12 protein-coding genes, 1 tRNA gene and 1 pseudogene are annotated in these 14229 nt (G+C 56.4%); 4 read left to right on the top strand and 10 right to left on the bottom strand.

The features are described from left to right. Positions 1 to 44: 44 nt before the first annotated feature. The 4 genes from VHE34_RS22690 to VHE34_RS22675 form a co-directional block, all read right to left on the bottom strand. Positions 45 to 683 (bottom strand): Crp/Fnr family transcriptional regulator, encoded by a 639-nt coding sequence (locus VHE34_RS22690; protein ID WP_325592179.1) that lies wholly within the window; start codon positions 681 to 683, stop codon positions 45 to 47. Positions 684 to 714: 31 nt separating this feature from the next. After that, positions 715 to 1221: a DinB family protein gene (locus tag VHE34_RS22685; RefSeq protein WP_325592178.1), complete on the bottom strand. Its 507-nt coding sequence runs from the start codon at positions 1219 to 1221 to the stop codon at positions 715 to 717. Between the two features lie 35 nt (positions 1222 to 1256). Next, the gene (locus VHE34_RS22680; protein ID WP_325592175.1) at positions 1257 to 1901 is read right to left on the bottom strand and encodes a DNA-3-methyladenine glycosylase 2 family protein; all 645 of its coding nucleotides are present in this window, start codon (positions 1899 to 1901) and stop codon (positions 1257 to 1259) included. 140 nt (positions 1902 to 2041) lie between these two features. Continuing rightward, positions 2042 to 2112 (bottom strand) — tRNA-Cys (locus tag VHE34_RS22675). Positions 2113 to 2180: 68 nt separating this feature from the next. Here VHE34_RS22675 and VHE34_RS22670 point away from each other — a divergent pair. The 3 genes and pseudogenes from VHE34_RS22670 to VHE34_RS22660 form a co-directional block, all read left to right on the top strand. Continuing rightward, on the top strand, positions 2181 to 3338 hold the full coding sequence (locus VHE34_RS22670; RefSeq protein ID WP_325592173.1) for a M20 family metallopeptidase: 1158 nt from the start codon (positions 2181 to 2183) through the stop codon (positions 3336 to 3338). An 88-nt stretch (positions 3339 to 3426) separates the two neighbouring features. Then, complete coding sequence (locus VHE34_RS22665; RefSeq protein WP_325592171.1) at positions 3427 to 4452, top strand: TonB-dependent siderophore receptor; 1026 nt, start codon at positions 3427 to 3429, stop codon at positions 4450 to 4452. 79 nt (positions 4453 to 4531) lie between these two features. Next, positions 4532 to 5593: pseudogene (locus VHE34_RS22660) on the top strand (PepSY-associated TM helix domain-containing protein); the annotation flags it as partial. Positions 5594 to 5607: 14 nt separating this feature from the next. On the opposite strand, the gene VHE34_RS22655 reads toward VHE34_RS22660, so the two are convergent. The 4 genes from VHE34_RS22655 to VHE34_RS22640 all read right to left on the bottom strand — a co-directional run bounded on the left by VHE34_RS22655 (position 5608) and on the right by VHE34_RS22640 (position 10008). Then, on the bottom strand, positions 5608 to 6219 hold the full coding sequence (locus VHE34_RS22655; RefSeq protein ID WP_325592169.1) for a hypothetical protein: 612 nt from the start codon (positions 6217 to 6219) through the stop codon (positions 5608 to 5610). Further along, positions 6206 to 6742, bottom strand: a complete 537-nt coding sequence (locus VHE34_RS22650; protein WP_325592167.1) for an NADPH-dependent FMN reductase — start codon at positions 6740 to 6742, stop codon at positions 6206 to 6208. The genes VHE34_RS22655 and VHE34_RS22650 overlap by 14 nt, the downstream gene beginning before the upstream one ends. A gap of 62 nt (positions 6743 to 6804) precedes the next feature. Next, positions 6805 to 7404 carry an HD domain-containing protein gene (locus tag VHE34_RS22645; protein WP_325592165.1) on the bottom strand — a complete coding sequence of 200 codons (600 nt, stop codon included), beginning with the start codon at positions 7402 to 7404 and terminating at the stop codon, positions 6805 to 6807. Between the two features lie 135 nt (positions 7405 to 7539). After that, on the bottom strand, positions 7540 to 10008 hold the full coding sequence (locus VHE34_RS22640) for an ABC transporter permease (RefSeq protein ID WP_325592163.1): 2469 nt from the start codon (positions 10006 to 10008) through the stop codon (positions 7540 to 7542). Positions 10009 to 10143: 135 nt separating this feature from the next. On the opposite strand from VHE34_RS22640, the gene VHE34_RS22635 reads away from it, so the two are divergent. Continuing rightward, complete coding sequence (locus tag VHE34_RS22635; protein WP_325592160.1) at positions 10144 to 12627, top strand: TonB-dependent receptor domain-containing protein; 2484 nt, start codon at positions 10144 to 10146, stop codon at positions 12625 to 12627. A gap of 18 nt (positions 12628 to 12645) precedes the next feature. On the opposite strand, the gene VHE34_RS22630 is transcribed toward VHE34_RS22635, so the two are convergent. Together VHE34_RS22630 and VHE34_RS22625 are read right to left on the bottom strand one after the other, a co-directional pair. Continuing rightward, positions 12646 to 13725 carry a M56 family metallopeptidase gene (locus VHE34_RS22630; protein ID WP_325592158.1) on the bottom strand — a complete coding sequence of 360 codons (1080 nt, stop codon included), beginning with the start codon at positions 13723 to 13725 and terminating at the stop codon, positions 12646 to 12648. Beyond that, positions 13722 to 14117: a BlaI/MecI/CopY family transcriptional regulator gene (locus tag VHE34_RS22625; protein WP_325592156.1), complete on the bottom strand. Its 396-nt coding sequence runs from the start codon at positions 14115 to 14117 to the stop codon at positions 13722 to 13724. Before VHE34_RS22625 ends, VHE34_RS22630 begins: the two co-directional genes overlap by 4 nt. Positions 14118 to 14229: the final 112 nt, after the last annotated feature.

Genomic DNA, 14229 nt, shown 5'->3' with positions numbered 1-14229 from the left:
ACGGTCGCGTAATCGTCAGAGAAGAAAAAGGGAAATGAAACCTATCACATATCCAGGTTGATGATCTCTATAAATTGCTTTTTCAGCATCTTGATCATGCCCCTTTCGGCAAGTTTCCTCATTAGTCTTGAGATGACCTCGCGGGAGGTATTCAACTCCCTTGCTATTTCGGCTTTGTTGATGAGAAGCAAATTCTTTTTATGAATTTCCCGTTCGCGTCGCAGGTAATGAAGCAATTTAGCATCCATGTTTCGGAATGCCGTATGGTCGAACGTTGCGAGTAATTTTTCAAAGTCCTTTCTATAGGATTGGATCACAAATTCGTACCAGGTTTTATATTGTTGCATCCAGGGGTTAAGGTTTTCAGGCGGCAGCGCTACAATAGTAGTATCCTTTACAACCTTGCCCATAACTCCACTTTTTTCGGGACGGCCTGTATGAATCATCGAGAAAACGCAACCCTGGCCCGGCTCCAGGTAGTACATAAAATATTCATTGCCTTCTTCGTCCTCGCGATACACCTTTATCAGCCCTTCAACAATCAGCAATATGGACTTAAAATATTGCCCGGTTTTGACGATCTTTTCGCCCTCTGGCAATCTTTTGACGACGGCGTTGGCTTCGATGCTTTTCAGGAGTGCACTTTCAAAAGAAGGAAATGAATCTCGAATTTCGTTATACATATTGGCAAGATAAGCAATACTTTCGAAACTCTCATTGACATAGCTGTTTCACGATGGCAAGATGATGCTCATCATGCTCGGCCACGAAATACGCCAGGTCGATCACCCGCATGGGCTGTTTCAGCCGGGGATGCAGGCTCGTTCGTTGCATATCCAGCGCGTCGATGCGGTCGAGCAGCTCAATCGTTTGCCGGCGTTCCGCGACAAAGCGCGCCAGCAGTTCGTCGATGGGTTCCGCGTTGAACCCCGCCTCCGACGTGGCGGTATTGTTCAGGTCCGCGACCGTCAATGCCAGTTTCTGCTCGAGGATATCCAGGAATCGCGTGCGCCATAAAGGCTCCATGATGAACAAGTGGCCGGCCTGCTCCTTGATGGACCACTTGCCCTCGGGCTTGTCCACCAACGTCTCTTCCCGGACTCCTCTGACGGCCTGCTGCAGGCGCTCCGGCGCGCCGGCAAGCTGGTCGTAGATGGCCTTATACCGTTCGGCGCCGAAGCTGAGGTCGAATGACCGGTCGAACCATTTCGTTGCTCCCATCTGCAAAATATTTTATCGAATATACGACAGCCCTTTCAGACCGGGCCGCCGCCCTTCCGTACGGGCGATGACAGGTAAAAATGCCACAGCAACATCGCCGCGATGGTCCGGTACGGCTTCCACCGGTCGATCACCGGCAACAATTGATCCCGATGCGTCTCCCGCGCAAAACTCTTCAGCCGCTTCAGCGCATTCACCGCTGCCAGGTCGCCCAGCGGAAAGATGTCGGCCCGCTGCAGCACGAAGATGAGGTAGACATCCACCGTCCAGTTGCCGATGCCCTTCAGGGCAGTCAGCCGGGCCCGCACCTCGTTATCGGGAAGGGCTTCCAGCGTCAAAAGATCCAAGTCCCCGCTGATCAACTCTGCCGCCAGGTGTTTTACATAGGCCATCTTCTGGCGGCTGAAATAGCAGGCCCGCCATTCCTCGTCGCTCAACGCCAGCCCCGCCTCCGGCGTCACCTCACCCACCATCTCCTTCAGTTTGTTCAACGCCGCCAATGCCGAAGCCAGCGACACCTGCTGCTCCAGGATGATGTGCACCAGCGTTTCGAATGTATTGGGCCGGTTCCACATCGGCGGATAGCCATGCGCGCCGATGATCCGCGCCAGGTCGGCGTCCTTTTCGGAAAGTGTGTCGCAAAGCGATTGAAAATTATCCCGGGAAAAGGTAATGGACATAAATGGAAAGATACGAACAAACAGGTTCTTGCCACAAAGGTCCCCCGGAGACAGGCGCCGGCAACAAGCAAAAAAAGAGGGCGCATAGAAATGCACCCTCGTCTAACGATTGCTTGCCATATGAAAGATGTGTAACTCTGAGGTCGCGGGCGGATTCGAACCGCCGTAAAAGGTTTTGCAGACCCGTGCCTGGCCACTCGGCCACACGACCGTACTGCAATATTAGGGTGAAAATATTAGTCCACAAAAATAGTAGACTAATATTTTTTAAATTGCTCCATGGATACCTCACTATTCGAGCAGCTCGTCTCTATCCGCCGTCATCTGCACCAGCACCCCGAACTCAGCTTCACCGAGTTCAAAACAGCCGAATTCGTCGAGCAGCAGCTGACCGGGCTGGCGATCCCCCACCAACGCATAGCCCTCACCGGCGTGATCGGGACCCTCGAAAAAGGGGATGGTCCAACCATTATTCTCCGGGCCGACATGGACGCCCTGCCCATCACGGAAGACTCCGGCGTCGCATTCCCGTCAAAACGGGACGGGGTCATGCACGCCTGCGGTCACGATATCCACACCACGATGCTCCTCGGCGCCGCACATCTGCTCCATACAAAAGAATTCAACGGCACTGTCAAATTCGTCTTCCAACCCGCTGAAGAGGGACCCATGCGCAGTCCAGAACCGGGCAAATCCGGCGCGCAGCTGATCATGGAGAGCGGGCAATTGAAAGGGGATGCCGTCCTGGGACTGCACGTCGATCCCCTGTTGCCGGTCGGCACGCTGTCCTATCGCAATGGAGAAGCCCTCGCCAACGTCGGGAATTTCAGCATCCGCATCACCGGCAAAGGGGGCCATCCCGGTTTTATGAAAGAGGTCATCGATCCGATCGCCATTGCCGCCAGACTCATCACCGCCGCCCATGCGCTTGTGGGTCCGCAGCCCGAGGTTCCCGTTTCGGTGATGGCCATCACTTATGTCTCCACCGAAACCAACCCCAGCTTCAACGTCATTCCCAACCAGGTGCTGCTGCAGGGATCGCTGCGGGCCAATCGCATCGCCGATTACAACGATATCATCGGCCGTCTGAACGCCCTGCACCGGCAGCTCGAAGCCGAATACGGTTGCACCATCGAACTCGATTTCAGCGCCTACTATCCGAGCCTGCTGAATGATGAGACGATCCACAAAAAGCTTGCTCCCGTCCATCAACGGATATTCGGCGACGCCAACCTCACCGAGGGCCTGGCCTATCTCGTAGGCGAGGACTTCTCCTTCTATTCCCGCGCCATCCCGGGGCAATTCTACTTCCTCGGGGCAAAGACGGATCAAAACGACCGCTACTTCCTGCATCATCCCAAGGTTACGTTCAACGAGGATTGTATAAAATACGGTTCGAGTTTCCTGGCCGAGAGCGCCCTCCGTTTAATGCATTGAACCGCTTCGCGCACATTTCCCGCTTTCGTAAACGATCTTCCCGATAGCGGGGGGCACCGTCATACGCCATAGGTACCTTGCAGGTGAAATGAAAAGACTGCACCTACTCATCGCTGTAACCATACTGATCAAATACGCCATGGCTCAACCCCCAAAAGACACGGCCGGACGACCAACCGACTCCTTCCGGCGCCTCGACGACATTACGATCATCAGCGGCTATAACAAGTTCAATAAAAAGGAGACCGAAGACGTCGCCCGCCTGCCCCTCAGGAACCTCGAGAATCCGCAGGTCTATACCATTGTCACCAAAGAGATCATGGCTGAACAGCTTGTCGCCGGCTACGCCGACATCTTCAAGAACATTCCCGGCACCGGCGTTCCCATCCTGTACAACCAGGGACGGACGAGCATGCTCTCCCGTGGTTTCCAGACCGACAACCTGATCCGCAACAGCGTTTCGGGATTTGTCTATACCAATATCGACCCGGCGAACCTGGAAAGGGTAGAGGCGATAAAAGGCCCTTCCGGAACGCTCTTCAACAGCACCATGATCTCTTTTGGCGGACTCTTCAACCGGGTCACCAAACGGCCTATCGAGGCTGCTCGCACCGAGATCGGCTACTCCGCCGGCTCGTTCGACCTCAACCGGCTCACCATCGATTGGAATAAGCCGCTGGACGAGGGTAAGACCAGCCTGCTGCGAATCAACGGTGCGATCGGCGCCAGGCAGAGCTTCCAGGATGCGGGCTTTTCGCGCAACGTCATGCTGGCCCCCAGTTTCATCTACAAAGCCAACGACCGGCTCTCCTTCCTCCTCGATGTCGAGGCCACGATGTTCACCGCCACGTCTCCTACCCGGTTCGCGCCGGCGGCAACGGGAAACATCACCAACGTCAAGGCCCTCGGCATCGATTACAAACGGTCTTTTACCAACAACACCCTTGCTTACACCACCCAGCAGCTGAACGTCTTTGGGCAGATCAATTACCGGTTGTCGCCCGATTGGCGTTCGCAGACCAACTACACCCGGACCTATTCCGCCACCCGCGGATATGTGACGCAACTGATCGGTAAGACCGACAGCACTCTGCAGCAAAGCGCCCAGATCTGACCAATGAAAAATATTGGTCCTTCCGGCTCGCACCCCAGGACCCGATGAATGTAATAGCCGATATAACCTTTAGATTCTGATGATGATCAACAAACCCGCCATCCGCACTCTCCATCGCTGGCCCGGCCTTGTCTCCGGGGTCCTTATCGTCATCGTCGCCCTCACGGGATCGGTCCTCACCTTCGAAGAAGAAGGCCGCGACCGGCTATGGCATGACTATTATCACATCGCAAATCCCGGCGCCGAACGGCTCCCGATCGCGCGGCTGGTGGACACTTTTGCCGTTTATTATCCGAAAGTAAAGATCAACAGCATCCGCTTCAAAGAGAACCCCGATGCGGCCTTTGTCTTTTTTACAAAGGAGCGGTATGTCTTTATGGATCCCTACAGGTCCAGGATCATCGGAAGCGTGCCGCTGAACCGGGAGTTCTTTACGGTGGTCCGAAACCTCCATACCGAGCTGCTCTTAGGGTCTGTGGGGAAAGCGATCGTTCATTTCAATACATTGTTCTTCTTCTTTATCCTGCTCAGCGGCCTCGTTCTCTGGTGGCCGAAGAAGTGGCGGTTCGTGAAGAAGGCCGTTGTCATCGGCGCTGCCGGCGGCAACGCCAAACGGCTCAATTTCGATCTTCACCGGGTCCTTGGGTTCTATGCGCTGCCCATCCTGTTGGTCATCTCCTTTACCGGCCTGTTCATGGCATTCGACGCGACGAAGCAGTTGGTTTCCTTCGTCACTCATAGTCCTATTCCGGAAAAGGAGGATGCTCTCGTTGTTCGTAAACCCGCCGATAAGGCAAAAAGGCAATTTACAATTGACCAGGCCTACGCCTACGCGCAAACTACCTATCCCGGCGCCGCCGAAACTTTTGTCACTCCCGCCACAGAAAAGACGCCCATTCGAATCGTCATGCGTTATCCTTTCAACGTTCTGCGGCGCCAAAACACCTTTTACTTCAGCCCCTGGGATGGGACCCTCCTGAAAGCCGATCTCTATACCAGCTATACCGCTTACGATAAAGTGGCCCGCAGCAACTACAACCTCCATACGGGGAAGCTCGGTTTCCCCGGTATCTTTGGCCGGATACTCTATCTCCTGGCTGCGCTCGTCGCTGCCTCTCTGCCGATTACCGGGTTCCTGATGTATTACAACCGGCGTTATGGCAAACGTACTTCGGGTACATACCCGGACCGGAAGGCATTGACTGTCGATGAGGGCGTGAGCACTGTGACCGGCCCCGAATGGGGCGCCACCCCTGGCCGATATCCCGCCGGCGACCAGCGGTAGGCAAGGCCCCCCGATAGCAGCCAGGCGTCACTGTTGAATTCGACGAAGGTCCCGTCCGGCAGCGCCGAAAGCTCTTGTGTAAAAGTAATCTTGATGCCGGAAGGAGAGACCCGCTCGGCGTGCAGCACCGCATCGATGGCCGCGATCGGCGTCTTGTCGTTGAAACCATAGGCAGGGTTCCCGCGGATCCAGGCCTGTTTGAACCGGACCGCATCCTGTCGCCGGCATTCGAAGCAGGGCCGGTGTCCCGCGGCAAAGGCCGTTGCCTCGTCAAAAAAGAACAGTTCCGTCCAAAGGCCCGGCGACATCACCACCCGCCTCCGCCCCTTGAACGACAGCAGACAGGTGATCCACGCCTTCAACCGGAAGGGGCGTACGATCTCGCGGTGGTCGTTATGTAGCAATCCCCGGTTCCCGAGCCAGTGGCCGCGCGCCGGGGTCCGGATGAGATTGCCAAAGGGGTCGACTCTATTTTGAAGCATCGTTTATCGTTTGGATCAACAGGTTCATCATTGTCTTCACCGCTTCCAGGGTCGCGGAGTCCGTGATCTTTCCGTCTCCGCTCACCTTTGTGCGTACAAAGGGGATGAGGAGGTTCAATTGCCCGATATTTCGGGCTTCGATCACGCGAAGCGTCTCAAGGAGGGCTGCATGACCAAAGCGACCATCGGTCGACGCGGTGATCAGCACCGTCGGTTTTTGCGAGAATTCCCCGGAACCGACGGTCCAGTCGATGGCATTCTTCAGCGATCCGGGCACGCCGTGTGCATATTCGGGGGTGCAGATGAGCACTCCATCGGCCGCGGACAGCATGCCGCGAAAGGCAAGCACCTCCGGTGGAGTGCCCGCGTCGGTAAGCCCCGGATCAAAATGCGGCAAGCGGCCGATGCCGTCGTAGGTTTCGATTGTCAACCGATCGCTCACCAGGGTTGCAATGGCCCTGATCAATCCATGATTGGTAGAATGGGAACGGGTGCTACCGGGGATGGCCAAAATGGTTTTCATTACCGTAAATATACGGCGCCGAAGCCTGGTCGCTCCGGGGTTTTTTTTGCCGTCCGGCAAGCTCAGCGCGAACGCAACTGCGCCTCCACCCAGGCAATATTCTCCTGCTTCCCTCTTGCCAGCAATGTTTGACAATAGTCTGTGAAGAACTCATGTCGCTTTAGCATCGCCAGCGTCCGGCTGCTCCAGTCGGCTATCGCCGATCCTTTCCGCAGTTCGATCTCCTTTCGCACCAGCGGATCGGTCTGCCGGAACTGCACCGTGCCCAGGTGATAGGTATCGGCATCGCAGATCGCCTGTTCCATCAGTGTCTGGGGGTGGGGTGGGAGCCGGGTCGCGAGGATACAGGTGGCGATGGGCGTGGTCAGCTCCACCGGAACATGACTTAGGTATTGCTTCATCACGACGACGCCACGCTCTTCATGGCCTTCGATGGCGCCGAACAAATGCCCGATATCGTGGAACCAGGCGGCGGCTACGAGCACGAAGGCGTCGCGTTTGGAGAGGGAATAATAGGCGGCGATCTCGCGGCAATGGGTTACCACACCGAGGGTATGATCGAGGTTATGATAGGGATAATGGGGAACATCCACAGCCTCGTAGGTTTGGGTCACATGTGCGGCGATGGTTTCTTCTATGGTTTTCAGGTCGATGTCCATCATGGGTCAAACATCGAATATGGGTCCTGATCCTGTAGACATACTGAAGGAACCTTGCGGTTGCCGCGAGGCGGCCTGCTCGCACCGCGAACCGACCTGCTCGGACTGCGAACCGGCCTACTCCCTGCGCGAACCGACCTACTCGCTGCGCAAAGCGGCTACCGGGTTTGCCGTTGCTGCCCGGACCGCCTGCAACCCCACCGTCAATAGGGCCAGGGCCAGCGCCGCCGCCCCTGCAGCGCCGAAGATGTACCAGCTGAGTGGCGTCCGGTACTGGAAATCTTCCAACCACCGATGAGAAAAAAGCCAGGCCAGCGGCGTAGCGATAATAAATGCGACTCCCACCAGCAGGGCAAAATCCCGGCTTAGCATGGCGACAATCCGGCGCACACTCGCCCCAAGCACCTTGCGGATACTGATCTCCTTAGTCCGTCGCCGGACGGTAAAAAGTCCAAGTCCGAACAGACCCATACAGGAGATGAACACCGTCACGCCCATGGCCATATTGACGAGCCAGGCCGTCTTTCGTTCCTGGTCGAAAAGCCATGAAATGGATTCGGTAAGAAAGGCCGACCGGAAGGGCCGGTCGGGAAACTGCTGTTTCCAACGGGCCTCGAGTTGGTCCATCACCGCCTTCACGGCCGGCAGGCTCTTTTCACCGGGAGTCAGCCGTATGGCGATATTTTGTTTCCGGTCCGCGATGTTCTCGATCACCACCGGCGGGATCGGTTCGTGAAAACTCGACACGTGAAAATCGGCAACGACTCCCACTACCGGGTAACCTTTTCCCACGCCACCTGGCGGCGCGGGGGTGTACAGCATCCGACCGACAGCATCCGCCGGCTTGCGGCAGCCCATCCGCTGCGTCATCGTGGCGTTGACCACCAATTCGCGCAGGCTATCGCCGGGCAGCATGTTCCGGCCCGCGACCAGCCGCATCCCATAAAAGGGGATATAGTCCTCGTTGCCCATATGCGCACTCACCTCGAGCAATTCATTGCCTGTCGGCAAAAGGGAGAATATATCCATATTTTGCGCAAACCCCATTGGCGGCGTTCCCTGCATCAGCACCTTCTCCACTCCGGGGATATCCTTCAGGGTATTGGCGAACACCTGAAGCTTTGCGGCCGGGTCGTTCCAGTCTGTCAGCGTGAGGACCCTGTCGGTATTGAATCCTTTGTCCGCATGCGTCATGAAGGCCATCTGCTTGCCGATCACCAGCGATCCGATGATAAAGACAAGGGAGATGACGAACTGGAATACGATCAGTCCCCGGCGTAGCCCGCCTTTTCCCGCCTCCGTGGCATTTCCCTTCAGACTTTTTATCGGGTTGTAGGCGGATAAAACCCAGGCAGGGTAGGCTCCAGCCAGGGCGGTCGTCAACATCGTCATTCCCGCCAGGAAGCCGAGCGTCGGCAGGCTCAGCACGTGAAATTGAATACCCTCCGGGACATAGTCGCTGAACAATGCGAGCACCGGGTTCACCAGCAAGATCGCGATCAGCACCGAAACCAGCACTACGATGACGGTCTCCACGCCGAACTGCCAGCGGATGTTCCATCGACGTCCTCCCATCACCCGCCGGACGCCTACTTCCTTTGCCCGGCTCATCGATTGGGCAGTCGACAAGTTGATAAAATTCACCGCCGCGATCAGCAGGATGAACACGGCGACGGCCATCATCGCATACAAGGTCGGCAGATAGGCTTTGCGCCAGCTGTCGCCGTCGTCCCCCCGGTGGAAATCGGGTGTGAAATGGATTGCCGTCAAGGGCTGTAAGTACATGGTCAGCTTCGTACCCGGCCGGCGGAATGTTACATGATGGCGGATATAGGCGGCAAACCGCGCATTCACTTCTTCCGGCCGCACTCCCGGTAATAGCTTTACGAAGGCCATGCTCCGGTGCGGCTGAAGGCTGCTCCAGTCGGCCGCAGGTATCAGGCTCCGCAAGAAGCTATGGGTGGCCGTGGTTACCGAAAGGAAGTCGGTATATCCAAGGTCCGTGTTGCCTTTCCAGTCCTTTACGATCCCTGCCACCTGTACGGGCAGCGAGTCATCATAGATCACCGTCTTGCCGATGATGCGGGCGGCGGGTCCATCGCCGAAGTAAAGCCGCGCCCGGCTCTCGGTCAACACCACCGCATTAGGGCGGTCCAGTGCCGCCGGGGATCCCGCGAGCCATTCATACCGGAACACCTGGAACCAGCCCGGCGTGGTAAAGACCGTGGCATGCGTCCAGGCACCCGGGATGCGGTTGTCAACCGTCTTCGCCGGCCGACCCGGCTGTGGGATAGCGATCTTTCCATCATAGCCATATATGGCGGCGGTGGCGGCAAAACCGGGGATCTGTGTCTCGAAGCCGGCCAGGTCGTCGTAGGGACTGTTCAAAAACCCGCCTTCATTCGGGCCGCGCTGCATGTCCCCCACGATGCGATAAATGCGATCGCCATCCGGATGATCCCGGTCGAACGAAAACTCATACCGCGTGATGAGGAAAAGCACGAGGCACCCGCAGACGCCCAGGGCCAGCCCAAGGACATTTATAAAGGTATAGACCTTATTGCGCGCAATATTGCGCCAGGCGATGCGCCAGTAGTTCTTTATCATACGAACAATTTTCCCAATTATAAAATAATAAGACCTCTCATCCTGTAAAATGTGATCAAACCCCTGTAATATGGGTTCAATTGGCAGGATCATCAGTTTTTGTTCAGAAACCCGGGCTAAATTTGTGGCTTGACCATGAATAAACTCTTCGCGGTATTGCTAACCCTGATCAGTGTTACCGTTGCCCACGCACAAGATGATCGCGCCGAGAACAGCGGCGGCGGCGTTCGCATCACCGGCCGCATTGTCGATTCGGTATCCCATCAACCCTTGCCCTACGCATCCGTCACCCTCTATAAACACAAGGACCCAAAGGCTGCGGGTGGCGTCATGACCAATAACAAGGGGACCTTTTCCCTCGATGGCCTCATGCCCGGCAATTACGCTCTCATTATCGAGATCATCGGCTATGCTCCCCATACCATCGAGCCCATTCTTGTCGAAAAGAAGCCGGTCTCACTGGGTGACATCCGAGTCGGCAAGAAAGCCGTCGATCTCCAGGCTGTTACCGTCACCGCTCCCCGCGGCCTCGTCGAGAACAAGATCGATAAGATGGTCTACAATGTCGAGAAAGACGTCACTTCCCTCGGCGGCGTCGCCACGGACGTCCTCAAAAAAGTGCCCATGGTCTCCGTCGATGTCGACGGCAACGTCGATATCATGGGCAACGGCAATATCCTCTTCCTGATCAACGGCCGGCCTTCGACCATCTTCGGCAACAACCTCGCCGATGCCCTGCAGGCCATTCCCGCCAGCCAGATCAAAAGCATCGAGGTGATCACCAGCCCCGGCGCCAAATACGACGCGGAAGGCACCGGCGGCATCATCAATATCGTTCTGAAGGATAACAAGCTGAACGGCATCAACGGCAACCTCAGTCTCACCGGCGGATCGCGCCTTCAGAACGGCTCATTCAACCTCAACGCCAAACATGGCAATTTCGGGATGAACGCGTTTTTCAGCGGCAACGCCCAGCTTCCTTCCACTACGCGCAATTCTTCCACTCGCCGGTCTTCCGACACGACGGGCACGGATGTCCTCTCGCAGGACGGCAGCAGCCGGTTTCACCGCAACGGCTTCGAATCGGGCCTTGGTTTCGAGTGGACGCCCGACAAACGGAACACCTTCAACGCCAATATCGGCTATGACAATTTCGGCAATCACAACCAGGGTTCCGTTCAACAGGACGAACAAAAATTCCTTCCCGGCGCCAACACTCCGGGGTACCATCTCCCGAGCCTCGTCCGCTCGACCAGCCAGTTCCGGGGCACCTCCGTGGACTGGAACCTCCGGTATAAACGAACCTTTGCCCAGGAAGACCAGGAGCTCGATCTCTCCGTCGACGGCAGCGAGGGGCATAACAGCAGTTCCTATCGCCAGGCGCAGAGCCAGCCGAACGGGGATTCCACCTTTGGCGGATCGCAGGGCAGCAGCGCCGGGCATGACCGGGAAGTGAATTTCCGGCTCGACTATGTACAGCCTTTTGGCGACAAGGTCCGGCTTGAGACCGGCGGGCGTGTGCAGTTGCGACAGATAGCCAGTACCTCGCCCGTTTACACCTTTGACCCGGCGAAGGCCGACTATCCCTACGACAGCAGCCAGTCCAACGCTCTTACGTACAACCGCCACGTCTATGCCGGCTATGCCTCCTTGTCTTTTCCGTTGTTTAATTACCTGGATATAAAAGGAGGTCTGCGTTACGAACGCACCGAGACCGATGCGGGATTTTCCAAGGCGCCGAATACGGTCATTCCCGGTTACAATACCTTTGCCCCGACGATCCTCCTGTCGCATACATTCAAGAACGACCAGCTATTGAAGGTCGGGTACGCAAGGCGGATCCAGCGGCCTAACTACCGCTGGCTGAATCCCTATATCAACGCCAGCGACCCCAAGAATCTGCAGGGCGGCAATCCCTTCCTCCAGCCTGAGATCGCGGACAACTTCAATCTTTCGTACAGTAAATCCTTCGACAAGGGCAGCGCAATCAATGTCGAGCTATTCTATCGGAGGTCTTCTCACGATATCCAGCCTTTTATCCAGTATTATCCCAGCTTTACCCTTGGCGATTCGGTCTATACCGATGTATCCGTGAGCAGACCGATGAACGTCGGCGCGGAGAACAATACCGGGGTCAATATCTATGGCTCGGTCCCGCTGGGGAAGAAACTGAACCTTCGCAGCAACGTCTCGGTCTTCGACCGATACATCACCACCGGGACCCTGGGAGGCAAAGCGGTCAATAGCTTCAACTACCGCATCAACCTCAATGCCTCGTACCAGCTAAGTTCTACATTTGTGCTCGAGTTCTTTGGCAACTTCAACTCTGCGCGGAACGAAGTCCAGGGTCGTTATCCGTCTTTCACGACCTATAATCTCGCCGCCCGTAAACAGTTTTGGAATAAGAAGGCCAGTATCGCCTTTACCACTACCAATCCTTTCAGCTTCTATGTCAACCAGGCCACGGAGGTCACGGGCTCCAATTTTACGCTGAACAGTCTCCGACGCGTTCCGTTCCAGTCCTTCGGGTTGAACTTCACGTATAAGTTCGGGAAACTCGAATTCAAGAAGGACAAGGAGGAGAACAAGGAGCCGAACCAGCCGGATATTGCGCCTTAGGGTGGGGCCGCGACCGGGTCACTGCGACAGGCCGGGCTGCTTCATCTGTTTCTCGGTCTCCTGCAGCTTGCGTTCCATCATCAGTTTGTACTCCATCTGGGACATCCCGGCCGCCGCTGCGGCGTCGGCCCGCTTTTTCATCTCCTCCATCACGGAGCTCCCGATCAGCTTCCGCGTCTTCCAATCCAGTTGCTCCTTCGCCAGCTTGGCGGCGTCGGGATTTGCCGCGTCGCTCGCGTGACCGCCGGGAGTCTTGCTACAGGAAAGTAATACTACTACCGCCAGGAGGACCGGCGCTACGAGCGTCTTGCGCAGGGTGCTGCGCCGGCTCATTCGGGTGTTTTGTAACATAATAAGTCTTCGTTTTATCGGTGATTGAAAAAAACCTTGTACCGGCTGCAGGAACCGTCCCTGGTTTAGGGATTGCAGAAGCATCCGGGCGAAGCCTTCCGTATCGCCTTCCATCCCCGTTGCCGCATCGGCAATGAACTCGTGCACGACGGTCAGTTCGCGCCGGATGATCCAGAAAAAGGGGTTCATCCAGCAAAGGCAGCAGGCCAGCTGTGCGAACAGGCCGTCCCAGCTATGCCGCCCGCGGATATGCGCGATCTCGTGGCGAAGGATCCGCCGGTTCACGGGATCATCGCGGTCGGCATCCCGTTGCCAGAAGAGGTTGTTGAAGAAGGAGAAGGGCGTCCGCGGGTCATCTGTTTCGACAAGCGTATAACCGGGCATCTTCACCGCTTTTGCCCGCGCTTTCAGCCGGTATACCTGAACGATCCGCCACACGCTGAGTCCCAGCAGTGCGCCGCTCGCGGCCGCGGCGGTCCAGCAGGCGATCGTCACGATGGGAAATGCGTTGTTTGCGGCCCTGCCGAGGTCCACGACCCGCCCGAGCGTTCCGGCGAACACCTGTTTGCCCGCAAAGACAGGAGCCGTCCAGTGAAACGGGATGGCCGGTAGCACGAGGCTCAGCGCCAGCGACCCCAACAGGTAAGCGCGATTGTACCCATGCAGCCGCCGGTTGCGCAGCGCGAGATAATACCAGGCGGTCAACAGTCCGCTGACCAGCGCTACCTGTAATAGATAGAGGATCATGATGATTTCTTGTTTTTCTTGATTTGTTGAAGCAGGAGTTCGAGATCCTTCACGGACAGCTTCTTTTCATCCACGAGGAAGGAGACCACGTTGGTAAACGATCCGTCGAAATATCCTGTGGCCACCGATGACAGGGTATCCCGGGAGTAGGCGTCCCTGGAGACCAGCGGATGATAGCGGTGGATGCGCCCGATGTTTTCGATGCGTACGAATCCCTTGTCGACAAGGGTCTTTAGTATCGTCGCCACAGTGTTCTTGTGCGGCTGCGGCGCCGGCATGGCCTCGACGATGTCCATCAGGAGACCGCTTTCCAGCCGCCAGAGGACTTTCATCACCTGCTCCTCGGCTTTGGTGAGGGCCCTGCGGCCGCCTTCGGGTTTTTCCTTTCCCATTGTAAAACTATATTTATAGTTCAAAGCTAAAACTATTTTTATAGTTTTACAAGTTCCGCGGGAAATTTTTTTTTGAAAATGGATTACAGGATGATGCACGATCTTTGCTGCC

This window comes from Puia sp. (assembly GCF_035546395.1).
Lineage (GTDB): Bacteria > Bacteroidota > Bacteroidia > Chitinophagales > Chitinophagaceae > Puia.
This window is presented reverse-complemented; position numbering and strand designations above follow the sequence as displayed.